The following is a 24,649-nucleotide window of genomic DNA, read 5'->3' as shown; positions in this document are numbered from 1 at the left end:
TATATCACACGTGCAAAGACACCTCCCGCTATGGTCTGATCTGCCTCGGAGGTGGTCGCGTGAAGCATCGACAACCCGACCCCAACGGTGCCGACCCCGATCCAGGGGAGGTGCCGGGGATCACGCCGCACCCGAGCGTGGTCCCGACGGGGTCCCGGGTCCTGCTTCTCAACGCGACTTTCGAGCCGCTCGCAGTGGTCACTGCGAAACGTGCCGTCGTCCTGATGCTCACCGGCAAGGCCGAGTGTGTGGAGGCCGCCCTCGACGGCGTCTTCCACTCGGAGAACCTCAGCGTGCCCGCTCCGGTGGTGATGCGCCTGTCCCGCTACGTCCGCGTGCCCTACCGTCGCGCCGTTCCCATGACGCGGGCGGGCGTCCTGCGTCGCGACGGCCGCCGGTGCGGCTACTGCGGCAAGCGCGCCGACACGATCGACCACGTCGTCCCCCGCAGCCGCGGCGGCACCCACACCTGGGACAACTGCGTCGCGGCGTGCCGCCTCTGCAACTCCCGCAAGGCCGACAAGCTGCTCGTCGAGCTCGGCTGGGGCCTCGACTTCGTGCCACGCGCACCCGACCGGGCGGCCGGGGGGATCCTCGTGCTCGCGGTGGAGCCGCTTCCCGCATGGGAGCCGTGGCTGGGTGTCGCCGCCTGATCACCAAAACGTGATGAACGGGCGATAACGATCTCCGTCGCTCCGACGACCCTTCTCTCGACATTGGCATTGCGAACGTTCGGGGGGCTCGGATCGATGTCGACCGTTGTTCCCGTGCTCGTTGTCGGCCCACCCGACCTGGTCACCACCTCCGTCGTCAGCGCGCTGCAGGCCAACGGGCTCGCCGCGGAGAGGCGCGAGGTCAACGGGAGCGGCTCGGGTTTCCCCCGGCCGTCCCGGGGTGGCGGGGTCGTCGTGGTGAACCTGGACTTCCCGGAGAGCGTCGGGCTGGTCGCGGAGGCGGTGACGTCGGGCTGGCCCACCCTGGTGGTGGGCCGCCGGACCGACCGGGAGCGCACGGCCGCCGCCGTCGCCGCCGGTGCCGCCGCCTACGTCCCCGGCAGCTGCCCACTGGAGGTGCTGGTCCACACGGTGCTGCAGGTGTCGGCGGGGCGCGCGGTGATGATGACCAAGGAACGCCTGGCCTGGCTGGAGCTGCACCGGGTGGCGCGGGCCGAGGTCGACACGCGCAGGCGGCGGCTGGACCTGCTGACCGACCGCGAGTTCGAGGTGCTCCGACGTCTGGAGCGCGGGCAGAAGGCCGCCGACATCGCCGTCGACGCCGTACTGGCGATGAGCACGGTGCGCACGCACATCCGGTCGATCCTCGTGAAGCTCGAGGTCAACTCGCAGCAGCACGCGATCGCGATCTACCGCGAGACCCGCCGCCACGGCGAGTAGGCGGGGGCGCCGCCACCCGGCGGCCACGGCGGCTGGCCGGTCACGAGTCGTCGAGTGCCACCTGTCGACTGTCGAAACCTGCCGAGTGCAGCCGCCGACAGGCGTCGAGAACGTCGGGCGGCACCTTCTGCTGGACAGTGAATCCCCGCGCCGGGTACTCGATGATCCGCTGGAGATCCCCGGCCATCATGTCGATGACGAGGTTCTCGTCGCCGATGCTCGCCACGTACTCGTCGTAGCCGAGTGGCATCGAGGCACAGACGACGTCCACCTCCGGCCAGAGCTTCCGGATGGTGGCGTAGCTGCGGCGCTGCGCGTACGGCTTCGAGATCAGCAGGATGCTGCTCGGATCGTGCCCCGCGGCCTGGAGAACGGACCGGGACCTCGTGATGTTCGCGCCGGTGTTGGTGGCCGTCGGTTCGACGATGATCGCGGAGTCCGGCATCCCCAGCCCGATCGCGTGGGTGCGGTAGCGAGCGGCCTCGCCCTCCGGGAAGCGGTCGCGGGTGGTGGGTGACGTGCCGCCACTGAAGACGATCACCGGGAACAGCCCGCGGTGGTACAGCTCCGCTGCGTAGGTGGCGACGCCGAGGTCGTGGCTGCCCAGACCGATGGCGACGTCGCAGCGGCGCAGTTCGTGACCGAGCTGGTGGTAGCGCCAGAGCAGGCCGGCATCACGTCGGTCCTGCGGGGAGACAGGTGGTCGGGGGCTGGGCACGAGCACCGTCCTTCATCGAGCTTGCTCTGGAGTGCAGGCGCGTCCGGTGCGGTGGAAGTGCGACACCCGTTCCACGGCAGATCGTTTCCGGCGCGGCGCCGGCCGTCGACGATTCTCACGAGCGGGACGGGCCCGCGCCAACGGCCCTGATGCGACGTTGGTATCGGCGGTGATCCCCACGCTCCACCTACCAGGTGACGGGCAGCTCGTGCAGGCCGAAGAGCAACCCCCCGTGCTTGTAGGGCAGCTCGTCCACCGGCACAGCGACCCGCAGGGTGGGGATGCGCGCAAACAGGGTGGAGAACACGATCTCCAGCTCCAGCCGGGCGAGGTGCTGCCCGAGGCACTGGTGCACGCCGTAGCCGAAGGCCACGTGGTGGCGGTTGACGCGGTGGACGTCGAGCCGCTCGGGCTCGGGGAACACCCCGGGGTCCCAGTCGGCCGCGGCCAGCAGGGCGATCACCCCCTCGCCCGCGCGGATCGCCGTGCCGCTGAGCTCGGTGTCCTCGGCCGCGATCCGGGTGGTGAGGATGTCGGCGATGCTGAGGTAACGCAGCAGCTCCTCGACGGTGTCAGGAAGCAGCGTGGGGTCCGACCGCAGCGCTGCGAGCTGGTCGGGGTGCTCCAGCATCGCCACAACGCCGAGCGAGATCATGTTCGCCGTGGTCTCGTGCCCCGCGTTGAGCAGCATCAGGCACATCATCAGCAGCTCATCCCGGCGCAGCTCGCCGGTGGGCTCCAGCTGCTCGGTGGTCAGCTTGCTCAGCAGGTCGTCCCCGGGCTCCTGATGCTTGCGGGTGATCAGCCCGTCCATGTAGGCGCGTAGCCCACCCAACGCGGCCGCGGACTGCTCGGCGGTGCGCGCCCCTGACAGGACGACCTGGCTCCTGCTCTGGAAGAACTCGTGGTCGTCGTAGGGCACACCGAGCAGCTGGCAGATCACCAGCGACGGCACGGGGAGCGCGAACGCCTCGACCAGGTCCACCGGCGGGGTTCGGGCGAGCAGGTCGTCGAGCAGCCGGTCCACGGTGGCCTGGATGCCGGGCCGCATCGTCTTGATGCGTTTGACGGTGAAGTCCTGGATGAGCATGCGCCGGTAGAAGCTGTGCTGCGGCGGGTCCATCCGGATGAACGGCGGGCGCTGCAGAATCTGCTCGAACCCCGGGAGAGGCGCCGGGAAGCCGGGGCGGGTGCCGTCGGCGCTGAACGCCGGGCTGTTCAGCACGGTCCGGACGTCCTCGTACCGGGTCACCAGCCAGGCGGTGCTGCCGGTGCGCAGTTGCACCTTCGAGACGGGTTCATCGGCGCGCAGCCGGTCGTACTCCGGCGGCGGGGCGAACGGGCATTGCCGTCGGAGCGGAAAGCTCCGGCTGTCAGGGGTCGTGGTCTGGGACATCAACCTCTCCCTCATAAGTGAAGGTAAACCCTGCGGTTGCTGCGTCGAGTAAGCTAGCACAAACGAAGGGGTTCCCTGCAGATTTTGAGGAGATGGGTGCCGGTTGGCCGAGAGCGCGACCCGGCTGCGGGCGGACGCTCGCCGCAACCGCGAGCAGATCATCATCGCGGCCCGCGAGGTCTTCCTCGAGCAGGGCATCCACGCGTCGCTGGAGGAGATCGCGCGCCGCGCCGGCGTCAACATCGCCACCCTCTACCGCCGGTTTCCCGACCGTCACACGCTCGTCCAGCACGTCGCAATGGAGAACATGGCGCTGGTCGGTGAGGAGCTGGACCGCGCCACCGCCGAGCATCCGGACGCCTGGGGCGCGCTGGCGCAGCTCATACGCCGCATGGTGGATCTTCGGGTCGGCGGCTTCATGCCGGTGCTGGCCTCCGGCCTGGAGGAGGACATGCGCGGCGAGGGGGGAGTGCTGAAGGTGAGGCGCAACCAGCTCTTCGAGCGGATGGAGCAGCTCGTCAGCACCGCCCAGCAGGAGGGGCAGCTCCGCCAGGGGGTCACCCCCATCGACATCATGCTCGGCGTCATCAAGCTGTCCCGCCCGCTGCCCGTCATCGGCGCCGAGCTGAACGGGCTGTTGATCGACCAGCAACTGGAGCTGTTCCTCGGCGGTCTCCACGCAGTGGCGCTGGACGCCTCCGAGCCGCTCCGCCGGCAGCGGATGACTCTCGACGAGCTGGACCGCTACCTCAAGAGGGCGGAGTAGCCGGCGCCGTTCTCCTCCGGCGCCGGTCGTGGCCCTTCGGCTCGTCGCTGTGGCGGGCGCTGTTCGATGCTGCGCTTATCGGGCGCTGCCGAGGTGCGCCCTCGGCCGACCCGCCCAGTCTCAAGCGCGGGTCTGCCGTCATGGGCCGAGGTTGTGATCACTGGGAGGCTGCTGCCGAACGGCAACAGTGCATCCGACCCGGCGGTGTGGGGGCACCGGGCGCCGCACCGAGCCTCGCGCCGCCAGCACGGCCGCCGTTCGATGCGAGGGTCGGTCGCGAGCGCTGAACGGCCGTTGACCTGCGACGACGAACATCGATTCGAACATGTGTTCGAGTATGATGGAGGGGTGTCGGACAGCCCGCTCACCACCACCCACCGCCTCCTGGTCGAGGTGATCGACGCGCTGTCCGCGGCCGCTGAGACCGGCGCCACCGACGACGACCTGCTGTCTGTTCTCACCTTGTGCGAGGGCACCAGCAGGCGGCTGGACCGGGTCGTCGTTGCCACCGTGGCGGCTCTGGAGCGGCGGGGCACGTTCGCCGAGCGCGGCTATAAGTCGACTCCGGCGGCGTTGGGGGATTTGCTCGGGTGGGAGCGGTTCGAGGCCCGGCAGCGGGTGGTCGCCGCCGAGCAGGTGTGCCCGCGGGTGAGCCTCGACGGCACCGCGCTGCCCGCCCGGTTGGCGGCTACGGCCGAGGTGTTCGTCGCCGGGCAGACGGGTTTGCGGCACGTCGCGGTGATCGCCCGGGTGTTGGCGAGCCCGGCCGCGGAGCGGCTCACGCCCGAGGTGTGGGCGGGTGCCGAAGCGCAGCTTGCGGAGAAGGCGAGTGTCTACACCCCCTCGGAGCTGCAGACCTGGGGCACCGCACTGGTCGAGGCCCTTGACGAGGACGGCGCCGAGCCCGACGACCGTCCACCCGCCCTGGTCAACGAACTGCACGTGCTCCGCCACCGCGGCAAGCCCGGCGGCACGCTCAAAGGCCAGTTCGATGACGCGGCGATGTTCGATGCCATTGCCACCGTGATCGACGCCCACGCCCGACCCGTCACCGGCGACGAGCACCGCAGTACCGCGCAACGCCAGGCCGACGCGCTCGCCGACGTGTGTGGCTACGTGCTCGACCACGGCGATGTGCCCGAGTGCGGCGGGCGCCGTCCACACCTGAGCGTGCTGATCCGGCTCGAAGACCTGGAGAACCGGGCCCGCGCCGCCTGCCTGGACTTCGGGGGCACTCTCTCGCCGGAGTCGTTGCGGATGTTGGCCTGTGATGCCGCGGTCGTGCCTGTGGTGTTGAACGGGAAGGGTCAGCCGCTCGACGTCGGGCGGGTCACCCGCACGATCCCCGATGGTCTGCGCCGCGCCATCGCCGCCCGCGACCGCGGGTGCGCCGGGTGCGGGCGACCGCCGTCGTGGTGCGAGGTCCACCACATCAAGGCTTGGCAGGACGGTGGCGACACGGCCTTGCACAACTGCGTGATGTTGTGCCGGGCCTGCCACCGTCTGCAGCATCACTCCGAGTGGGAAGTACGGATCCGCGACGGGCTCCCCGAGTTGATCCCCCCGGCCTGGATCGACCCGCAGCGAAGACCCCGCCGACAACCACTCCTGCACCTCGCCGCGTAAGAGCGCACTCGCACCCGTGCCTAGGCCGGATGACTGCCGCACGAGGTGCCCGCGGCCTACCCGGCCTGGTGGGCGGTGTGGTCGACCCAGTGGGTCAACAGGTCGAGGTCGCCTGAAGCGTGCAGGCTGTCGTCCAGCGCCGCGGAGATCGACCGACGCCTGGTCAGCATGAGCAGCAACGAGGTCGCCGGCCCGCGGACCGTGACGTCCGCTACGCCGGGGCGCTGGTGCCACGTCGCTCCCTCGGCGCCACGTTCGATGAACCACCGGCCGGCCTCACCAAGGCTCGGCTCGTCGTCGGCGTGCAGGTACAACGTCTGCCCGCTGCCGCGAAGCGCCTCGGCGGAGTCCGGCCGCTGAGCCGCCCATCCCGGCGAGGTCATCATCGCCAGGTGGTCGCTGACTGCGCCGGCGGCGAGCTCGGCGTCGAGCTGGTAGGCCACGTCCGCGGTGGCGGCTGCATCGGCGCGGTGGATGATCGTCTCCGCGAGGACGCGAGGCAGCCAGAACCGTGTCCCCGACCGAGCGTCACCCGCCGGGTTCCACACCGGCGCGTCCGGGCCGGCATCGACGCAGGCCGCGGCCAGCAGCGATGCGCCATCGGCCAGCCATGACGGCCATGCGTCCTGGTCGGCGGGCAGTGCCGCGAACGACGTGGGGATCTGCGACGGGTCGGACACCCGCTTCTCCACGATCGAGGCAACCCAGTGCTGCGTCTGACCGACATGCTCCACGAGCTGGCTCAAGGTCCACTCCGGGCACGTCGGTACTGGTGCATCTGCCGCCGCGTGGCGCACGGTCTCAGCGAACTGCGCGGTCTGGTCCATCAACGCCTGGCCGTACCGTTCGAGCGTCAGCTCAATCATGGCCCGCAACCTCTCATCTCGTGCCGAAGCGTGGTCAGTAGGTCAGACCCGCTTCTGCGGTGAGAATCATCGGGCGCGGGCACGGCACGGGCCAGCAGCGAGGTAGGCGTCCAGCGCGGCAGCGCCGCTGAGCATCGCGCGGCTCCTGGCCGAGAGGCGGGCCCGCCAGTCGCCCAGCATGGACTCGAGCGGTGCGACGCCGCCGGCGGAACGGACCTGGGTGATCAGCGGGGCGATCTGTTCCAGCAGGTAGCCACCCCGCCTGAGCTGGTGGGCCAGTAGGGCGTCGCGCACGTCGGCCGCGCTGTAGACCCGGTAGCCCGTCTGCCGGTCGCGGCGCGGCTGGACCACGCCGGCACGTTCCCACTTGCGCAGGGTCGCCGGGCGGACGCCGAGCCTTCTCGACAGCGGGCCGACGAACATCTCGCCGCGTTCCGGCGGCAGGGGTTCGAGGTCACCGACAGCGGCTTCGACGGCTTCCAGGGTGCGGCGGTCGTCGAGAAGCTGGGCGTGGCTCTCGTCGATGAGCCGGAGCGCGTCCTCGGTGGCGTCCCGGTTGACCGCCTGCATGATCGACGTGGCCGTCTGGTGGCCGTGTCCGGGCACGAGGGCGAGGAAGGCGTGCAGCGCCTGCGCGTGCAGCGACGTGTAGGTGCGGTAGCCGTGCGGGGTGCGTTCGGCGGCCGGAAGGATGCCGGCCGCCTCGTAGTTCCGGACCGCCTGGGTGGACAGACCGTGTGATCGTGCCAGGTCAACCGGCCTCACCTGTCCACTCCTTTGAAGGTTCTGCGCAATTGCTCTGCCGGAATCGGCGACAAGTTTCAACGGGCGGTTCAACGATACCGTTCACCGGTATGACTGCTGTCATCTCAGACGCCGCCCATGCCGTCGACCCTGCTGCCGCGATGGGGCTGCTCCCGGGCAGGCCGCGGCTGCTCGCCCTGGGGGAGCCCACCCACGGCGAGGACGATCTGCTCGACGTGCGCAACGATCTCTTCCGGCAGCTCGTCGAGCAGGAGTGCTACCGGACGATCGCCATCGAGAGCGACTGCATGATGGGCCTGGTCGTGGACGACTACGTCACCTCGGGCACCGGCAACCTCGACGATGTCATGGCGCGCGGCTTCAGTCACGGGTTCGGCGCGTCGGCGGCCAACCGTGAGCTGGTGCGCTGGATGCGCGCGTACAACGACGGCCGGCCCGCGTCGGAGCAGGTGCGCTTCGCCGGTTTCGACGGCCCGCTGGAGATCACCGGCGCCGCGAGCCCACGGCAGGCCCTCATCGCACTCCACGCCTGTCTCGCCGCCAGGCTGGACGCCGACCTGCTGCCCTGCACCGCGGACGCGCTCGACCGCCTGCTCGGCGCCGACGACCGGTGGATCGAGCCCGCCGCGATGATGGACCCGTCCCGGTCCGGGGGGCGGACGACCGACGCCGAACAGCTGCGGTTGCTCGCCGACGACCTGGTTGCCCTGCTCGACGCGCAGACGCCACACCTGATCGCGACGTCCTCCCGGGAGGACTGGCACCGGGCCCGCCTGTACGGCCGCACCGCCACCGGGCTGCTGAGCTACCACTTCTGGATGGCCGACACGTCGCCGGGCCGTATGGCGCGGCTGCTGGGTCTGCGGGCCTCGATGATGGCCGCCAACCTGCTCGCCCTCGCCGAACGGGGGCCGGCGCTGGTGTTCGCCCACAACGCGCATCTGCAGCGGGACAAGAGCTCGATGCGGCTGGGCGGCCTGCCGATGGAATGGTGGAGCGCAGGCGCGATCGTCAACGCCCACCTGGGCGAGGAGTACGCCTTCCTCGCCACCGCCCTCGGCACGATTCGCCACCAGGGAGTGGACGCGCCGCCGCCGGACACCATCGAAGGGCTGCTGTACGCGCTGCCGGAGGAGCGCTACCTCGTCGACGCCCACCGGCTGGCCTTCGTCCTCGCCGACGTGACGCCCGCGGCCCGGGTGTCCCCCTGGTTCGGGTACGCCCCGCTCGATCCGGCCCACGTCGCAGGCGTCGACGGGATCGTGTTCGTCAAGGACTCCCGGCGGAGGTAGGCCGCTGATTTTTGCGCGCTACGGCGGGTTCGGAGCCGCTACCGTTGATCAATGGCGCCGCTCGTTCGAGACCTCATGACATCCCGCGTCGTCACGGTGCGTTCCGACGAGCCGTTGTCGGCGGTCGTCGAACGCATGACGCGGTTCGGTTTCAGCGCCCTGCCAGTGGTCAGCCCGTCGTTCCGGCTGGTCGGCATGGTGAGCCTGCTCGACGTCCTGCGTTTCCGCGAGGAGCACGACGCCGAGGGGGCGGAGGCCGACGGGCGGGTGCGCGTCGAGGAGATCATGAGCCCGGACGTGCTGTCGATGTCGCCCACGGCCAACGTGTCGGTGGTGGCGCAGCGCCTGCGCAGCCACGGCGAGCTGCGGGTGATGCCGGTCGTGCAGGGCGGCAGGCTGGTCGGTGTGGTCACCCGTGGCGACCTGCTGCGACACCTCGACCTGGGCAGCCTCCGCACCGGCCAGCGCCGACTCTTCGGTGGCCGGGACAAGCCGGAGGACGCCCTGTTCGCCCTGGAACAGAGGCGTCGTACCGGGCCGCCTCCGGTCGCTGCCACGCCGGTGCAGGAGGTGATGACGCGCGAGGTGATCACCGTGGGCTCGGCGGAACGCGTCGCGGTGGCCGCTGAGGTGATGCTGCACCACCGGCACTCCGCGCTGCCCGTCGTCGACGGTGAGAACCGGCTGGTCGGCATCATCAGCGAGGCGGACATCCTGGCCGACCCGCTGGCCGGCCGGTCCGCGCACACCACGGTCAACGCCGTCATGACGAGGGCGCCGATCACCGTCGACGCCGGCGCGACCGTCGGCGAGGCGCGGGCTCTGGTCGCCGACCGGGGGATGCGCACGGTGCCTGTCGTCGACGGCGACCGGCTGGTGGGGGTGCTCAGCCGCAGCGACCTGCTGTGACCGGCCGGACCCCGACGGGCTCAGGTCAGCTGCGCGCCACCTTCGTGGTGAAGTCGGTGGTGTAGGTCTTGGTGAGATCGACGCTGTCGGCCTTGCCCTTGACGTTCGGGTTGAACTGGCTGAGCACCTGCAGCACGTTCTTCGCACCCTCGGCGTCCATCACGCCCGTGGAGTTGAACATGCCCTTGCTGGCGTCGATGGCGGCCGCGTAGCTGGGCACGCCGCCGCTGCCTGCGGCGTAGTCGGCCGGCATCTGCGCGGCGATCTCCGCGCCGGAGTGGGAGTTGATGTAGCCGAGGGTCTTGACGAAGGCGTTGGCCAGCTTCTGCACCGTGCCCGGGTGGGCGTCGACGTAGCTGCAGTCCATGTACATCGAGCTCGCGGGGTAGAGGCCGCCCAGCGCCGCGCGGGTGCCGTCCTCGGTCCGCATGTCGAGCAGGATCTTCCCGGTGCCCTTCTCCTTGATCTGCTGGGCCGTCGGGTCCGTCGTCATGCCGGCGTCGATGCCGCCGTTCTCCAGGGCGGCGATGAAGGTCGCGCCCGCTCCCGCCGTGACGGTCGTGTAGGCGTCGGTGGTGGCGCCGGCCTTGCCCGCGAGGTACTGGGTGAGGAAGTCGGTCGACGATCCGGGGCTCGTGATGCCCAGCTTCTTGCCCGTGAGGTCGGCCGTACTACCGATCCCCGCGTTGTTGCCCACGATCTCGACCTCGCCGGGCACGTTGGCGAACTGGACGACGGAGCGGATGCACTTGCCCTTCGTCTGCAGGTCGATGGTGTGGTCGTAGAAGCCGACGACCCCGTCGACCTGACCGGCGACCAGTGCCGTCTCGGCGTTGGCGCCGGACGGCTGCGACTGGAGGTCGACGGTGAGTCCCTGCTCCTTGAAGTACCCGAGCCGGTCGGTGAGCTCGGCGGGCAGGTAGATCACCTTGTCCAGGCCGCCGACCATGATGGAGACGTTGGTGGGGTCCTCCCCGCCGGACGACGCGCTCGGCAGGGTCTGGCAGCCGGCCAGTACGGACACCGCGACGGCGGCGACGGCGGCCGCAGCGGCAGTGCTACGGATGGTGCGGGACATGCTTGTGCTCCTTCGGAGGCGGTGGGGGAGTCAGATGCCGGCGGTGGTGGTCGCCTGGGACGGCGGGCGCCAGCGCAGGAGCCGCTTCTCGGCGCCGCCGAGGATCACCTCGGCGAGCAGGGCCAGCACGGTCGACAGGATCATTCCGGCGTAGATGCCTGCGGAGTCGAAGGTGCCCTGGGCGGTGGAGATGAGCAGACCGATGCCCTTGGACGCGCCGGCGTACTCGCCGACGATGGCGCCGATGAGGGCGAAGCCGAACGCGGTGTGCAGCGACGCGAGGATCCACGACGTGGCGCTCGGCACCACGATCGACCACAGGATCTGCACGCGGCTCGCCCCCAGGATGCGGGCGTTGTCCACGAAGTTGCGGTCGACCTCGCGCGCCCCCTGGAAGGCGTTGAAGAAGACCGGGAAGAAGACGAGCACCAGCGCCGTGGCGACCTTCGACTCCATGCCGAGCCCGAACCAGATGATGAACAGCGCGGCGAGCACGATGCGCGGCACGGCGTTGAGGGCCTGGATGAACGGCTGGAGCACCTCGGCGAGCAGGCGGGCGCGGCCGAGCAGGATGCCGAGGATCACCCCGAGGATCGCGCCCAGCACGAAGCCGTAGACCGCCTCCTGCAATGTGACGCTGATGTTCGACCAGATCGACCCCTTCGAGGTTCCGACGGTGAACCACTCGAACAGTCGGACGACGATCAGGCTGGGCTTGGAGTAGTAGAAGGGGTCGATGACGTAGGTCGCCAGCACCTCCCACGCCCCGAACACGGCCACGAGGACGACGAGCCGCAGGGACCAGACCACGCCGGCGTGCCGGCGCCGCGCCCGGTGCACGGCGCTCAGGTCGTCGCCGGGGTCCTGGTCGGAGCGGGGCCCGTCGGGTCCACTGTGGAGGACGGCGGAGGTGTCAAGCGACACGGGAGGGCACCTTCCTGGCGATGTCGACCTCGGCCGAGAGCGAGGACCAGATGCTGCGGTAGACGTCGATGAACTCGGTGGTGATCCGGAGCTCCTCGACGTCACGCGGCCGGGACAGACCGACGTCGTAGACGGCCTTGATGCGGGCGGGCGACGCGGTCATGACGACGACCCGGTCGGCGAGCACGATCGCCTCTTCGAGGTCGTGGGTCACGAAGACCACCGCCGCGTTCGTGCCGGCCCACAGGCGCAGCAGCTCCTGCTGCATCAGCGCCCGGGTCTGGACGTCGAGCGCGGAGAAGGGCTCGTCCATCAGCAGGATCGACGGCTCGTTGACCAGCGTCTGCGCCAGCGCCACGCGCTTGCGCATGCCACCGGACAGCTGGTGCATGTAGTAGCCCTCGAAGCCCTCCAGCCCGACGCGGGCGATCCAGTCGCGGGCGCGGTCGCGGGCCTGCGACTTCTCGACGCCCCGCCAGATCGGGCCGGCGGCCACGTTGGCCAGCACGCTGCGCCAGGGCAGCATCGCGTCGGCCTGGAACATGTAGCCGACGCCGTCGGGCACGCCGTCGACGTCCTTGCCGTTGACCTTCACCGTGCCCACCGACGGCGGCTGCAGGCCGGAGATCAGGGACAGGGTGGTGGACTTGCCGCAGCCGGTGGGTCCGACGACCGCCACGAACTGACCCGGTTCGACGGTGAGGGTCACGTCGCGGATGGCGGTGTGGATGCCGCCCTTCCCGTTCGGGAACCTCTTGGTGGCGTTCGCCAGTTCTATGAGATGTTCCATGCGCGTCTCGCCTTCGAGATGTCCGGCCCTGCTCGTCGGCGCCGGTGCGTGCCCAGGAACATAGGAAGCGCCGTGGGGCACGTCACGCTTGTGACGGTTACCCGCGCTCTGCGCATAGCCGAGGTTTTGCGCGTTTCGCTCACCAGGGGTCGTAGGCTCGTCCGGTGGTCGCAGCGCAGCAACCGTCCCGGACGTCCCGCCGCCGTCGCGTGCTGCCCTTCACCCGGCAGATGCTGCTGCTCCAGGTGGGAGTGCTGCTCGCCGTGGTCGGCCTCGGGTTCGGCCTCGAGGCCTGGCAGCTCGACCAGAGCCTGGAGCAGCGCTTCGAGCAGCGCGCCCTCGACGTGGCCCACACCCTCGCCGCCTCGCCCGGGCTGGCCGACGCCGTCGCCCGCCGCGACCAGCAGGCCGTCCAGGAACGGGCCCTGGCCGCGCAGGCGGCCACGGGTGCGCTGTTCGTGGTGATCACCGACGACAACGGCATCCGGCTCGCGCACCCGGCACCGGACCAGATCGGCAAGACCGTGAGCACCAGCCCCGCCGAGGTGTTGCAGGGGCGCGAGGTGACCAACATCGAGCAGGGCACCCTCGGCCTCTCGGCGCGGGGCAAGGTGCCGCTGCGCACCGCCGACCACGTGATCGTCGGGGAGATCAGCGTCGGTTTCGACGCCAGCGACATCGCCACCGCCCTGCGCAGCCTGCTGTCGCGGACGGCGCTGTTCCTGGGGGCGGCCCTGCTGACGGGGGTGGGCGCCACCTTGCTGCTGACCCGGCTGCTGAAACGCCGCACCTTCGGACTGGAGCCGTCCGACCTGGCCGAGCTCGTACGCGAGCGGGAGGCCGTCCTGTTCGGGGTGTCCGACGGCGTCATCGCCCTCGATCCCGACGGAGTGGTGACGATGGCCAACTCCGAGGCGCTGCGGCTGGTCGACCCGCGGCTGGAGCGCGGGCGGCGACTCCTCGACCTGGAGCTGCCCGGGCCGCTGCGCCGGGTCCTCGACGACCGCACGGGCAAGACCTCGGTGGCCACCGTCGGCGACCGCGTCCTGGTGGTCACCCACCGCGCGGTGCAGCACGGCGAGCGGCCGCTCGGCTCGGTGATCACGGTGTTCGACCGCACCGAGGTGGAGAACCTCACCGGCGAGCTGACCGCCGTCCGGCTGATGACCCAGGCCCTGCGCGCGCAGCGGCACGAGTTCGCCAACCGCCTCCACACCGTGCACGGGCTGCTGCACACGGCCGCGCCGGCCGACGCCGTCGAGTACGTGGACGCGCTGCTGGGAGCACCGGACGTCCTCATCGCCGACGACAGCGACGCCATCGCCCCCGCGACGATCCGCGCCTTCCTCGCCGGGAAGATGTCCGAGGCCGCCGAGCTCGGCGTGGAGCTGGTGCTGGCCGAGGACAGCTGGGTCCCGCGGAAGCTGACAGCGCCCGTGGAGGTCGTCACCGTGCTCGGCAACCTGGTGAACAACGCGCTGGAAGCGGCGCACGAGGCCGGTGAGCGACCGGCCAGGGTGGTGATCGACCTGCTCTCCCACGACGACGACCTCGTGATCTCCGTCGCCAACACCGGCGACGGGATCCCTCCGGAGCGCCGCGCCGGGATCTTCACCGACGGCGTCACGAGCCGTGGTGCCGGCCGCGGCCTGGGGCTGGCGATCGTCCGCAGCACGGCGGCGAGCCTCGGCGGTGGCGTCGAGATCACCCATCCCGGCGGGGACGGTGCGATGACGGTGTTCGTCGCGCAGCTACCGCACGTCCTCGAGGCGCGAGAGGCGGTGGCGCCGTGACGCTCGGGGTGGTCGTGGTCGACGACGACTTCCGGGTGGCGGACCTGCATGCCCGCTTCGTCACGACGGTCCCGGGGTTCGCCGTGCTGGGCACGGCGCACACGGCAGCCCAGGCGCTCGAGCTGGTGGCCGGATCGGCGCCGGACCTGGTCCTGCTCGACAACCATCTGCCGGACCGGCCGGGACTGTCCGTCGCCGCGGAGCTCTCGTGCGACGTCATGATCGTCAGCGCCGACGCCTCCCCGGCGACGGTCCGGGGAGCGTTCACCGCCGGAGCCGTGAACTTCATCGTCAAGCCGTTCACCGCCGGCCTGCTCGCGGCGCGGCTGGGGGCCTACGCGAAGTACCGGCAGGTCCTGTCGCCCGGGGCCGGCGACCTCGGCCAGCCGGGGGTCGACCGCGCCCTCGCCGCCCTCCGCCAGGGCGACCGGCCGCCCACCCCCAAGGGGCAGTCGCCCGTCACCGCCCGCCTCGTCGCCGATCGGCTCCGCACCGCCGACCAGCCGGCCACCGCGGCCGAGGTCGCCACGGACCTCGGCATCTCCCGGGCCACCGCCCAGCGCTACCTCGCCACGCTGGCCGAGGAGGGCCGCGCCGACGTGGCCATGAGGTACGGAACCACCGGGCGGCCCGAGCACCGGTACAGCTGGCGGACCACCGTGTAGTTGGAGCGGCCCGCGCAGTACGGCCGGGGGAGTACGGTCCTGCGATGCCCCGCTCCGTGATCATCGGTGGTACCGGTCTCATCGGGCGGGCCACCGCCCGTCGCCTGCTGGCCGCCGGCTGGGAGGTCGATCTCACCGGGCGCGACCCGGCCCACCTCCCGGCGGACGTCGCCGCCGACGGCGCCCGGTTCGTCGCGGCGGAACGCGACGACCCGGCCCAGCTGGCCGCCGCTCTCGGGGACGGTGCCGACCTGCTCGTCGACTGCATCTGCTACACCGCTGACGACGCGGCACTGCTGCTGCCGATGCTGGGCGAGGCCGGTTCCACCGTGATGATCTCGAGCAAGGCCGTGTACGCCGACGCCGCGGGCCACCACACCAACTCCGACACCGCACCGCGGTTCGACGGGCCGATCCGCGAGACGCAGCCCACGATGGCCCCGGGCGGCGGCGACCACATGTCCCGCGAGGGTTACGGCGCGAACAAGGTGGCGGCCGAGCAGGTGCTGCTCGACAGCGGCCATCCCGTCACCGTCGTCCGGCCCTCCAAGATCCATGGTGCCGGCGCGGCGCGGGCGCGCGAGTGGATGTTCGTCAAGCGGGTGCTCGACCGGCGTCCGGCCGTCTTCCTCGCGCACCGCGGCGCGGGGGTGGACCACACGACGGCCGCGGCGAACATCGCCGCCCTGATCGAGGTGGTGGCGGCCAAGCCGGGCCGGCGGATCCTCAACAGTGCCGATCCCGATGCGCCGAGCGCACTGGAGATCGCCCGCACGATCGCCCGGCAGCTCGGTCACCGGTGGGACGAGGTGCTGCTCGACGACGATGCCGACCAGGCACTGGGCCGGCATCCCTGGGAGGCGCCCCATCCGATCGTGCTCGACATGACCGCGGCCATCGACCTCGGGTACACGCCGGCCGGTGACTATGCGGCCACCGTAGCCGAGGAGGTCGAGTGGCTCGTGGCCGTGGCGAGCGGTGCGGAGGCGGGCGCCCTCCCGGGGGCCGACGACGACTTCTTCGGACCGTTGCTCGACTACACGGCCGAGGATCGGTACCTGGCTGCGGTCGCGGGCGGTGGCGGCGTCAGGTAGTGCTCTCGAGGGTGTAGCGCACGGTGTGCACGCGGATCCGGTCGCCGTCGAAGACGAAGGTGTCGGCGCCGTCCCGGGCCCGCCGGGAACCGGACACCGCGCTCCACTCGATGAACAGGACGTCCTTCCCGAAGAGCGTGACCGGGATGTCCCACTTCGCGTCCGGAAGGTCGGCGAGGAGCTCGGTGACGCCCTCGCGGACGCCGTCCTTCCCGTGCCGGACGCCGCGGGGAGTGATGAAGACGGCGTCGTCGCTGTAGTCGGCGACGATCCGGTCGATGTCGGCTGCGCCCAGCGCGGCGCCGTGCTGCGCGAAGATCTCCTGCGGAGTCCGTGTCATGTCTTCCCCCTGGCTCGTGAAGTACGAATCAGCGTGCCACCGGACCTTGTCCGGGGCGACGAACGTGAGGCGGCCGACAGACAGACCTGACGTGCCGACCATAGCGACGCGAAGGTGACCCGAAAGTGAATGGGGTACATCGAAGCGTGGTCGGCCGGTCACGCAATGATGCAGAAGCACCGAACGCGCCGTCGTCGCCGCGGGCCTCGACGAGCCGCCGAGCGAGCCGGGCACCCACCCGGGGCCGCCAGGTGCACGAACGTCAGCGACCCCCGGCACCCCCATGGTCCCGGCCCCGGTCGGACCCCATCGGAGATCTTCGCGTGTACTTGAGCACTCCCACCGCTCTGGCCGATCAGCAGCTCGCCGTCGTCGATGTGCAGGGCAACGGGCAGCAACCGCCGGAGATCGTGGACATCGCCGTACTGCCCATCGAGCCCGCCGCCGTCGTGCGGGAGGCAAGCATGCGGGTCTGGCTGGTCCGCCCGACCCGCCCGATCACGCCGCGCGTCACCCACGACGTCCACGGCATCCGCAACAGCGACGTCCTCGCGTGCCCGGGCTGGGCCCGCGTCGCCGACGAGGTCCACGCCTCGATCAGGGGGCGCGTACTCGTGGCGCACAACGCGGCGGTCGAACTGCGGGTCATCGCCGCCCACCTGCCCGCGTGGCGCCCGTCGCTCGTCCTGGACACCGCTCGGCTGGCCAGGCGCGTCTGGCCGGGGCTGCCCGGCGGCTACGGGCTGAGCCGGCTCGCCACCCACGCGGGGCTCCATGCGCCCCACATCCAGCCGGGTGAGCGACGACACCGTGCCGGCTACGAGACCTGGATGACCGGTCAGCTCCTGTTCGCACTGGCCCTGAGCAGCGGCTTGACGTGGGAGCAGCTCGTCGACGCCGCCCGCGTGCCGGATCACGACCCGGAGAGCGCCTAACTCCGGTAACAGATCAACGCGGCCGGAGGACTATGTAATTGATCAGCTACGAGCATCGAGGAGCGCAGTGCGGAGTCCCCACATCCATCACCGGGCCGTGCGCCCGGTGCACCGGCACGTCCTCGTCGAGTCGATGTGCGCGCATGCGTGACGCGCCCCAGGCGGCGATCCGGCTGGCCGACGAGGCGGATGCCTGCGCGCTCAGCGCGTGGCTCAACCGCGCAGGTCATTTCCGCGGCCTCGTCGACGTCACGTCGACCCCGGACGGCACGGGCTCGGTCGCGGACACCGTGGTCGTCGCGGTCGGCAGCGACACGCTCGCCCTGCTGGTCAGCAAGATCCACGACTGGATGGTGCTGCTCGGCCGCGGGGGAACCCTGACGGTCACCTACACCCGGCCCGACGCTGCTCCACTGGAGATCGAGGTCGCCCATTCCTCCGACCGGACCCAGCTGATCGACCGCGTCCGCCGGATGGTCGAGCGGGACCAGCGCGAGAGCGCCTGACCGGCACCCGGGGTCCGGTCCCGGAACCAGGGCATCGACCCGTCCGTTCCCCCGGTGCCGACATCGGGAAGGATCGCCAGCCATGCTCGTAGGACGCAGACTTCGCATCGGGGCCGCGGTGACACTGGCCGGTGCGGCGGCGGGCGTGATCCTCCCCGACCGGCTCCGGCTCGACCACCGGTTCCCCTTCGTCGACATCGCCGCGTTCCGCCCGCACGTCTCCGCCTCGGCGCTGGCTGCCGCCGCACTGCTCGCCACGCGCCCGCGTTCCCGCCCGGCGGCGGCGTCGCTCGCCGCGGTGGCACTGGCCGGCGCTGGCGCCGTCGCCGGACGTGCAGTCCGTCGACCGGCGCCGCCGGCAGGTCCGGACGACCTCACGATCCTGTCGTTCAACGTGCTCAGGGGTCAGGCCGACACGGGTCAGCTGGCCACCCTCATCGCGGCGCGCGCCCCGGACTTCGTCGTGCTCCCGGAAGCGGGCGCGGACTTCCGGGACAAGCTGATGCCGCAGGTGGAGATGCTGGGCTACCGCTCGTGGGTGTCCACCGCGGTGGGCACGAAGGACGCACAGGGCGTCACGCTGCTGGCCGCCTCGACGGTCGGGGACGTCCACGTCCGGTCCGGGTCGGGGATGCGGGTGCGCCACCTCGAGGCCACGGGTGGCGTACTGGGGCGGCGCAGCCTCTTCGCGGTGCACACCACCGCACCGATGGGACGGCGGCGCGCCGACCGGTGGCGGCGGGACCTCGCGCTGGTCGAGCAGTGGTGCCACGGTCCTGTGGAGCCGATCGTGGTCGGTGACTTCAACGCCACGCTCGACCATGCGCCGCTCCGGGCCGCGGTCGGAACGTGTCGCAGCGCAGCGGCCGGCACCGGGAAGGGCCTGGTGGGCACCTACCCCGCCTCGGGCGCACGGTGGCGCGGCATCCAGATCGACCACGTCTTCGTCCCGGCCGCTGCGGCCACCACCGGCTTCGAGGTGATCGACATCGAGGGCAGCGACCACCGCGCCGTGCTCGCGCGCGTCCGGCTGCCCGCCTGAGCGGTCAGACGAGGCGGCGGAACACCGGCCGCACCGGACGGCCGCCCATCCACGGCGAGGGGTCCCCGGCGTCGAGCGCCTTGCGATAGACCGCGCACGCCTGCGACACCACCTCGACGGTGCGGTCGATGTCGTCGTCGGTGAGGGCGCTGCTCACCACGAACGACGGCCCGACGACTCCGCCGGCTATGAGCCCGCGCAGGAACAGGGTGCGGTAGGGCTGAGACGGCCTCAGGTCCTCGTCGAGGGTGGCGAAGACGAGGTTGCTCGCCCGGCCCCGGACGAGCACGTGGTCGGCCACCCCCATCCCGGCCGCCGCCTCCCGCACGCCGGCGGCGAGCCGCTCGCCGAGGGCGTGCAACCGTGCCGCCGTCCCCTCCCGCGTGTAGGTGTCCATCACGGCCATGGCTGCCGCGAGCGAGTGCGTCTCCGCCCCGTGGGTGGTGGAGAGGAGGAACACGCGCTCGCGGTCGTGGCGCAGCCCGCCCCACTCCATGACCTCCCGCCTGCCGGCGAGCGCCGAGACGGCGAACCCGTTGCCCAGCGCCTTGCCGAACGTCGACAGGTCGGGCACCACCCCGTACACGCCCTGGGCGCCCGCCTCCGACCAGCGGAAGCCGGTGATCATCTCGTCGAAGACGAGAAGGGCACCGTGCCGGTCGGCGAGAGCGCGCATGCCCTCCAGGTAGCCGGGCGGCGGCTCCTGCTGGGTGGCCGGCTCGAGGATCAGGCACGCCACCTGGCCGTCGTGCTGCTCGAGCAGCGCGGCGGTGGCGTCGAGGTCGGCGTACGGGAACGACACGGTGAGCTGCTCGGGGATGCCCGCCGACATCGCGGTGGTGCCGATGAACCAGTCGTCGGTGGAGAAGAACGGCTGGTCACGGCAGATGGCCACGAGCGAACGGCCGGTGACGGCACGCGCCAGCCGGACGGCCGCGGTGGTGGCGTCGGACCCGTTCTTCGTGAACTTCACCATCTCCGCGGTCGGGACGGTGGCGAGGAAGCGCTCCGCCGCCTCGAGCTCGACCACGCTCGGCCGCACGAAGTTGGTGCCGCGGCCGATCTCCCGGCGCACGGCCTCCACCACGCGGGGGTGGGCGTGTCCGAGGCTGACCGAGCGCAGCCCGGAGCCGTACTCGATGTACTCGTTGCCATCGACGTCCCAGACGTGGGCGCCGCGGCCGTGGGACATGATCGGGGCCAGGTCCTCGGGGTACTGGTCGTCGCCCTTGGCGTAGGTGTGCGCGCCGCCGGGGACCAGGGCGTGCAGCTGCACGTTGAGGTGGTCGGAGACCGGAAGTGCCAGATCGCGCAACGGATCCTCCCTTGGCCGGCCGTATCGCGACATCGGGGGACAACCGGACGAAACGAACGAATCAACGGAGCGGTCACGCTACCGGGCCGCGCTCGCGGCGCGCGCCCGACCCGCGCCGGTGCGCGCGGAAGTCCACCGGTAGCGTCGGCGCCCGTGCAGGACGCGCACCGCTGCCGGTTCTGCCGCTCCGACCGCGGGACCGTCGTCATGGACCTCGGGCCGCAACCCCCGAGTGAGCTCTTCCCGCCGTTCGACGCCCCCGGGCCCGATCCCGTCTTCCCGTTGCGGCTGTGGCTGTGTGCCGCGTGCGGCCTCGCCCAGCTGGCCGACGACATGGACGTGCCGGAGGACCCGCAGGGCGTCGCGCCCGACGCGCTCACCCGCCAGGCCGCCGACGCCGTGGCGCGGCTGGCATCGGCCGAGGTCCTGCCCCGGGCGGGGACGGTCGCCGAGTTCCCCAGCCCGCACGGGGGCAGCTGGCTCCCACTGCTGCACGGCCACGGGCTCCGGCCGGCGCCCGCGGGCGAGCCCGCCGACGTGGTGGTCGACTGCAGTTTCGGGCTCATGCACGCCGCCGACCAGGCGGCCGCGCTGCGGGACCGTGCCGCGGCAGTGGCTCCCGGCGGGCTGTTGCTCGTCCAGTTCCAGTCGCTGGCGGGGATCCTGGAGCAGGGCCAGTGGAACGCCGTCCGGCACGGCCACTTCGCCTACTACTCGGTGCCGGTGATGCGCAGGATGCTGGCGGAGGTGGGACTCCCGGCCTTCGCGGCGTTCCGGTTCCCGCTCTACGGCGGCACCGTGCTCGTGGCGGGTCGCGCCGGTGCGGAGCCGCGGGAGCAGCTCGAGACCCTCACCGACCGCGAGGTCGCCGCCGGGGTGCTCGACCCTGCCGCGGTCGCAGCGCTCGGGGACGCGGTACGGGCCGGCAGCTCGCGGCTCACCGACTGGCTCGTGGCCGAGCAGCGCCGAGGTCGGCGGGTCTACGGGTACAGCGCAGCGTCGCGGTCGGTGCCGCTGCTGCACAGCGCGGGCGTCGGCCGGGAGCTGCTCGCCGGAGTCGCCGACGCGTCGCGGGCCAAGCAGGGCACCCGCATCCCGGGCTCGGACATCCCGGTGATCGGCCCTGGCGACCTGGTCGACGCCCGACCCGACTCGGTACTGGTGTTCGTGCCGGACCTCCTCGACGAGGTCAGGGCGGCGCTGCCGGCCATCGAGTCGGCAGGCGGCCGGTGGGTCAGCGCCGACGAGATCGTGGTGCCCGCGCCGTGACCACACAGCCGGACGCATCCCAGCCGCACGACCTGACGGCGCTGGAGCAGGCCGCGGCGCTGCGGCGCGGCGAGCTGTCCGCCGTCGAGCTGGTGGAGCACCACCTGCGCCGCATCGAGGCGCTCGACGGCGTTCTCGGCGCCTTCGTCACCGTCACCCCGGAGGCGGCGCTCGCGCAGGCCGAGGAGGCGGACCGCGCGCTGCGCGCCGGCGACGGGCGCCCGCTGCTCGGCGTCCCGACGGCGATCAAGGACCTCGTGGTGACGGCCGGGGTCCGCACGACGTTCGGCTCCGTCGTGTACGCCGACTACCTCCCCGAGGTCGACGACGACTCGGCCCGGTTGCTGCGGGCGGCGGGCACGATCAGCCTGGGCAAGACCGCCACGCCGGAGTTCGGGCTGCCGCCCTACACCGAGCCGGCGGGACGACCGCCTGCCGTCACACCGTGGGACACCAGCCGGCTGGCGGGTGGGTCGTCGGGTGGGGCGGGCGCGGCCACGGCCGGGGGGCTCGTCCCGTTCGCCCACGGCACGGACGGCGGTGGCTCGATCCGGATCCCGGCCGCCGCGTGCGGGCTCGTCGGCCTCAAGACCACGCGAGGACTGGTGTCGCGGGGCCCCGTGGGCGGCGACCCGCTCGGCATGTCGGTGTCCGGCCCGCTGGCGCGCACGGTCGCGGACGCCGCCGCGATGCTCGACGTGCTCGCCCAGCCGGTTCCCGGCGAGACCTACCTGCTGGGGGCGCCGGCCGGCAGCTATCTGACCGCCGTGCGACGGCCCCCGTCGCGGCTGCGGGTCGGGCGCTACGCCGCCCCGCCGGTGCCGGGCGTCCCGGTCGACGCGGCCTGCCTGGCCGCCTACGAGCGGGCGTCGGCCCTGCTGGCCGAGCTGGGTCACGAGGTGGTGGAGTTCGACCCGGGCATCCCCACCGACCTCCGGCCCGTCTTCGAGGTGCTGTGGGCGGTGCTGGCGCACGGGCAGCCCGTGCCGCCCGCCGCCGAGCCGCTGCTGGCGCCGTTGACCCGGTGGTGGCGTGATCGTGGCACCACGATCAGCGGCCCGCAGTACCTCGCCGCCACACAGCGGGTGATCGACGTGACCCGCCGGGTCGTGTCCGAGCAGGCCGCCGTCGACGTCGTGCTCACGCCGATGCTCGCGCAGCTGCCCCGCCCGGTCGGGTGGTTCACCGCAGGTGGCGACCCCGCGCAGGACTTCGAGCGGCAGACGCACTTCACGCCGTTCACCGCGATCTACAACCTCACCGGACAGCCCGCGCTGAGCCTGCCCGTGGCGTGGGGGCAGGACGGCACCGGTCCCGAGCTGCCGGTCTCCGTGCAGCTCGTCGGGGGTCCGGGTGCCGACGCGCTCCTGCTGGCCCTCGGTGCGCAGCTGCACCGGGCGGCCGGGTGGGGGAGTCGGCGTCCGTCGGTGTGGTGAGCTAGGTTTTCCCTCGTGAGCGTGCTGCAGACGATTCTGTACCTCGTGGTGCCGCCGGTCGGGTTGTACCTGATCATCGTCCTGTTGGTCGTCGGTCCGCGGATGGCTCGCCGCCCCCGGTACCGGTCGGGTCAGCCCTGGCCGCACGAGCCGATGTGGTGGACGGCCAACCCGGAGGGCGCGCAGCTTCCGCCGGTGGACGACGACCACCAGGTGACGCTCCAGGCGCACGGCGTCGGCCCGGCGCGTAGCAGTCTCGAACGAGGAGGTGCCCGTGGCAGCTGGTGAGAACACCCATCCGGGCGGCACGACCGACCACGGTGGGACGGGTACGGCCGTGGCCGTCCCCGACAGCGAGGACCTGCCCCTCGGCGCCGTCGTCACGGCGTCGGGCCGGGTGTCGGCCGCCGAGGTCCATCAGGAGCCGTCCCGCTCCGACCAGCCGTTCACCCCCGTCCAGCTCAGCCGGCTCGACGAGGCGCTGACCCTGGCCAGCCGCGAGACCGGGCTGCGGTTCAGCGTCTATCTCGGAGACCTCGGTGCGAACCCGACCGCGCGGGTCGCGGAGCTGCACGACCAGCTGGAGGGTTCGAACGACGCCGTGCTGGTGGCGGTCAGCCCGGGACAGCGCGTCGTCGAGGTGCTGAGCGGCGCCGGAGCGCGTATGCGGCTCCCCGACCGTGGCGCCAAGCTCGCCGTGATGAGCATGCTGGCCTCCTTCCGGGAGAGCGATCTGCTGGGCGGGCTGCTGAGCGGGCTGCGCATGCTCGCCGACCAGGCGGGCGGCCGGCCTCGGGCCCACTGAGCGGGGCTCGGACCACTGTGGTCCGTTCACCGCATTGACTAACCGGTCACCGACGGCTCCGTAACCTTCCCTCATTCACTAGAGTTAGTGGTGCTCGGGCGGGCGCCCTCGTCGCATACAGTGCGAGGTCGGCCCCTCGGGGTCATCGACTGACGAAGGGCAGGGACCCTCATGGGGGATTCGGCATCGGGCCGTCCGACCAGCGGAAGCGCACGGCGCGACCGGCGACACTCTGCCGGCTCGTCCGTGCTGACCCCTCCCACGGGCATGCCGACGGTCCCGGACCTCGGCACGGCGATCCCGGCACAGCGCCACGGTTCGCCGCCGGCACCGGCCACGCCGCCTGCTCCGCCGGTGCGGCGCACCGTCGTCGAGCCGTGTGCGTGTGGTCACGCGAAGGCAGCACACGACCACTACCGGTCGGGCACCGACTGCGGCGCCTGTGGTGCAACCGGTTGCTCCTCCTACCGCCCGATCGGCGGCCCGATCCGACGCACGTTGCGGAGGCTCGGCCTCATCGGCTGAGTCACCACTCCCGCTCGAACCCACCTACGCCCGGTCGTCCCGTTGGGACGACCGGGCGTCGTCGTACGCGGAGTGACGGCATTCCGCTGTTTATTCGGGTGAACAGAGCAATCCTTCCGGGGCAAGATCGGTGCCCGCTCAGCTCGATTTCCGGGCCGTCCGTTCCGCGCCCATTACGGAGTGAGCTGGAGTCGTCCACCCGCTTGTCGTAGCGCGCCGGGCCGGTGTCATCCCGTCGACCCGCTCATCTGCGATTCATTGCGCCATTTCCGCACCGTTCCCCCGTTCGAGCAGTCAAACGCGCTCGCTAGGGGGACATCGGGCGAAAAGATGAATCGGGTCGAAACGTTGCGTCTCCGGTGCACGATGAATCGGGCACATGGTCCGGTCGGCCGTGGCT

At 71.7% G+C, this 24,649-nt stretch carries 25 protein-coding genes; 16 read left to right on the top strand and 9 right to left on the bottom strand.

Annotated features, from left to right (window positions below):
* Positions 1 to 59: 59 nt before the first annotated feature.
* Positions 60 to 653 carry an HNH endonuclease gene (locus HF577_RS07120; RefSeq protein ID WP_312858987.1) on the top strand — a complete coding sequence of 198 codons (594 nt, stop codon included), beginning with the start codon at positions 60 to 62 and terminating at the stop codon, positions 651 to 653.
* A gap of 114 nt (positions 654 to 767) precedes the next feature.
* Positions 768 to 1,394, top strand: a complete 627-nt coding sequence (locus HF577_RS39620) for a response regulator transcription factor (protein WP_169394939.1) — start codon at positions 768 to 770, stop codon at positions 1,392 to 1,394.
* Positions 1,395 to 1,434: 40 nt separating this feature from the next.
* Here the strand turns inward: HF577_RS39620 and HF577_RS07110 are convergent, their stop codons facing one another.
* Together HF577_RS07110 and HF577_RS07105 are read right to left on the bottom strand one after the other, a co-directional pair.
* A complete protein-coding gene (locus HF577_RS07110; RefSeq protein WP_169394938.1) occupies positions 1,435 to 2,112 on the bottom strand; it encodes a YdcF family protein in 678 nt (225 codons plus the stop codon).
* Positions 2,113 to 2,299: 187 nt separating this feature from the next.
* On the bottom strand, positions 2,300 to 3,508 hold the full coding sequence (locus tag HF577_RS07105) for a cytochrome P450 (protein WP_169394937.1): 1,209 nt from the start codon (positions 3,506 to 3,508) through the stop codon (positions 2,300 to 2,302).
* Between the two features lie 103 nt (positions 3,509 to 3,611).
* Here HF577_RS07105 and HF577_RS07100 point away from each other — a divergent pair, with 103 nt between their 5' ends.
* Positions 3,612 to 4,274 carry a TetR/AcrR family transcriptional regulator gene (locus tag HF577_RS07100; protein ID WP_169394936.1) on the top strand — a complete coding sequence of 221 codons (663 nt, stop codon included), beginning with the start codon at positions 3,612 to 3,614 and terminating at the stop codon, positions 4,272 to 4,274.
* 348 nt (positions 4,275 to 4,622) lie between these two features.
* Positions 4,623 to 5,900 (top strand): HNH endonuclease signature motif containing protein, encoded by a 1,278-nt coding sequence (locus HF577_RS07095; RefSeq protein ID WP_169394935.1) that lies wholly within the window; start codon positions 4,623 to 4,625, stop codon positions 5,898 to 5,900.
* A 56-nt stretch (positions 5,901 to 5,956) separates the two neighbouring features.
* Here HF577_RS07095 and HF577_RS07090 read toward each other — a convergent pair whose 3' ends face one another.
* Both HF577_RS07090 and HF577_RS07085 read right to left on the bottom strand, forming a co-directional pair.
* Positions 5,957 to 6,766, bottom strand: a complete 810-nt coding sequence (locus HF577_RS07090) for a maleylpyruvate isomerase family mycothiol-dependent enzyme (RefSeq protein WP_169394934.1) — start codon at positions 6,764 to 6,766, stop codon at positions 5,957 to 5,959.
* A gap of 66 nt (positions 6,767 to 6,832) precedes the next feature.
* Complete coding sequence (locus tag HF577_RS07085; protein WP_407692190.1) at positions 6,833 to 7,531, bottom strand: TioE family transcriptional regulator; 699 nt, start codon at positions 7,529 to 7,531, stop codon at positions 6,833 to 6,835.
* A gap of 89 nt (positions 7,532 to 7,620) precedes the next feature.
* On the opposite strand from HF577_RS07085, the gene HF577_RS07080 reads away from it, so the two are divergent.
* Together HF577_RS07080 and HF577_RS07075 are read left to right on the top strand one after the other, a co-directional pair.
* On the top strand, positions 7,621 to 8,823 hold the full coding sequence (locus HF577_RS07080) for an erythromycin esterase family protein (protein ID WP_169394933.1): 1,203 nt from the start codon (positions 7,621 to 7,623) through the stop codon (positions 8,821 to 8,823).
* Positions 8,824 to 8,874: 51 nt separating this feature from the next.
* Positions 8,875 to 9,732, top strand: a complete 858-nt coding sequence (locus HF577_RS07075; protein ID WP_169394932.1) for a CBS domain-containing protein — start codon at positions 8,875 to 8,877, stop codon at positions 9,730 to 9,732.
* Positions 9,733 to 9,757: 25 nt separating this feature from the next.
* Here the strand turns inward: HF577_RS07075 and HF577_RS07070 are convergent, their stop codons facing one another.
* Genes HF577_RS07070 through HF577_RS07060 form a run of 3 tightly spaced genes read right to left on the bottom strand, consistent with a single transcriptional unit; the run spans position 9,758 to position 12,524 of the window.
* On the bottom strand, positions 9,758 to 10,810 hold the full coding sequence (locus tag HF577_RS07070; protein ID WP_169394931.1) for an ABC transporter substrate-binding protein: 1,053 nt from the start codon (positions 10,808 to 10,810) through the stop codon (positions 9,758 to 9,760).
* Between the two features lie 30 nt (positions 10,811 to 10,840).
* The gene (locus tag HF577_RS07065; RefSeq protein ID WP_407692189.1) at positions 10,841 to 11,734 is read right to left on the bottom strand and encodes an ABC transporter permease; all 894 of its coding nucleotides are present in this window, start codon (positions 11,732 to 11,734) and stop codon (positions 10,841 to 10,843) included.
* Positions 11,724 to 12,524: an ABC transporter ATP-binding protein gene (locus tag HF577_RS07060; RefSeq protein ID WP_169394930.1), complete on the bottom strand. Its 801-nt coding sequence runs from the start codon at positions 12,522 to 12,524 to the stop codon at positions 11,724 to 11,726. The genes HF577_RS07065 and HF577_RS07060 overlap by 11 nt, the downstream gene beginning before the upstream one ends.
* A gap of 164 nt (positions 12,525 to 12,688) precedes the next feature.
* Here HF577_RS07060 and HF577_RS07055 point away from each other — a divergent pair, with 164 nt between their 5' ends.
* The 3 genes from HF577_RS07055 to HF577_RS07045 are packed head-to-tail and all read left to right on the top strand — an operon-like array spanning position 12,689 to position 16,076.
* Entirely contained in the window at positions 12,689 to 14,317 is a 1,629-nt protein-coding gene (locus HF577_RS07055) for a sensor histidine kinase (protein WP_312858986.1), read from the top strand.
* Positions 14,314 to 14,982 (top strand): response regulator, encoded by a 669-nt coding sequence (locus tag HF577_RS39615; protein ID WP_312858985.1) that lies wholly within the window; start codon positions 14,314 to 14,316, stop codon positions 14,980 to 14,982. Before HF577_RS07055 ends, HF577_RS39615 begins: the two co-directional genes overlap by 4 nt.
* 44 nt (positions 14,983 to 15,026) lie before the next feature.
* Positions 15,027 to 16,076 carry an NAD(P)H-binding protein gene (locus HF577_RS07045; protein WP_169394929.1) on the top strand — a complete coding sequence of 350 codons (1,050 nt, stop codon included), beginning with the start codon at positions 15,027 to 15,029 and terminating at the stop codon, positions 16,074 to 16,076.
* Here HF577_RS07045 and HF577_RS07040 read toward each other — a convergent pair.
* The gene (locus tag HF577_RS07040; protein ID WP_169394928.1) at positions 16,069 to 16,416 is read right to left on the bottom strand and encodes a nuclear transport factor 2 family protein; all 348 of its coding nucleotides are present in this window, start codon (positions 16,414 to 16,416) and stop codon (positions 16,069 to 16,071) included. The genes HF577_RS07045 and HF577_RS07040 overlap by 8 nt on opposite strands.
* Positions 16,417 to 16,739: 323 nt before the next feature.
* Here HF577_RS07040 and HF577_RS07035 point away from each other — a divergent pair, with 323 nt between their 5' ends.
* From HF577_RS07035 to HF577_RS07025, 3 genes are all read left to right on the top strand, one after another.
* On the top strand, positions 16,740 to 17,351 hold the full coding sequence (locus tag HF577_RS07035; RefSeq protein WP_169394927.1) for a 3'-5' exonuclease: 612 nt from the start codon (positions 16,740 to 16,742) through the stop codon (positions 17,349 to 17,351).
* 143 nt (positions 17,352 to 17,494) lie between these two features.
* Complete coding sequence (locus HF577_RS07030) at positions 17,495 to 17,857, top strand: effector-associated constant component EACC1 (protein ID WP_169394926.1); 363 nt, start codon at positions 17,495 to 17,497, stop codon at positions 17,855 to 17,857.
* Positions 17,858 to 17,939: 82 nt separating this feature from the next.
* Entirely contained in the window at positions 17,940 to 18,899 is a 960-nt protein-coding gene (locus HF577_RS07025) for an endonuclease/exonuclease/phosphatase family protein (protein ID WP_169394925.1), read from the top strand.
* 4 nt (positions 18,900 to 18,903) lie between these two features.
* On the opposite strand, the gene HF577_RS07020 is transcribed toward HF577_RS07025, so the two are convergent.
* The gene (locus HF577_RS07020; protein ID WP_169394924.1) at positions 18,904 to 20,247 is read right to left on the bottom strand and encodes a glutamate-1-semialdehyde 2,1-aminomutase; all 1,344 of its coding nucleotides are present in this window, start codon (positions 20,245 to 20,247) and stop codon (positions 18,904 to 18,906) included.
* A 120-nt stretch (positions 20,248 to 20,367) separates the two neighbouring features.
* On the opposite strand from HF577_RS07020, the gene HF577_RS07015 reads away from it, so the two are divergent.
* The 4 genes from HF577_RS07015 to HF577_RS07000 are packed head-to-tail and all read left to right on the top strand — an operon-like array spanning position 20,368 to position 23,724.
* Positions 20,368 to 21,483 (top strand): class I SAM-dependent methyltransferase, encoded by a 1,116-nt coding sequence (locus HF577_RS07015; RefSeq protein WP_312858984.1) that lies wholly within the window; start codon positions 20,368 to 20,370, stop codon positions 21,481 to 21,483.
* Positions 21,480 to 22,919 carry an amidase gene (locus tag HF577_RS07010; RefSeq protein WP_169394923.1) on the top strand — a complete coding sequence of 480 codons (1,440 nt, stop codon included), beginning with the start codon at positions 21,480 to 21,482 and terminating at the stop codon, positions 22,917 to 22,919. The genes HF577_RS07015 and HF577_RS07010 overlap by 4 nt, the downstream gene beginning before the upstream one ends.
* Positions 22,920 to 22,934: 15 nt before the next feature.
* The gene (ctaJ, locus tag HF577_RS07005) at positions 22,935 to 23,207 is read left to right on the top strand and encodes an aa3-type cytochrome oxidase subunit CtaJ (RefSeq protein WP_169394922.1); all 273 of its coding nucleotides are present in this window, start codon (positions 22,935 to 22,937) and stop codon (positions 23,205 to 23,207) included.
* Positions 23,194 to 23,724 (top strand): DUF5130 family protein, encoded by a 531-nt coding sequence (locus tag HF577_RS07000; RefSeq protein WP_169394921.1) that lies wholly within the window; start codon positions 23,194 to 23,196, stop codon positions 23,722 to 23,724. The genes ctaJ and HF577_RS07000 overlap by 14 nt, the downstream gene beginning before the upstream one ends.
* Positions 23,725 to 24,649 lie beyond the last annotated feature (925 nt).

Origin of the sequence: Pseudonocardia xinjiangensis (genome assembly GCF_012911925.1) — a bacterium.
Taxonomy (GTDB): domain Bacteria; phylum Actinomycetota; class Actinomycetes; order Mycobacteriales; family Pseudonocardiaceae; genus Pseudonocardia; species Pseudonocardia xinjiangensis.
Note: the sequence above shows the minus strand (reverse complement) of the source record. Positions and strands in the feature narration are given on the sequence as shown.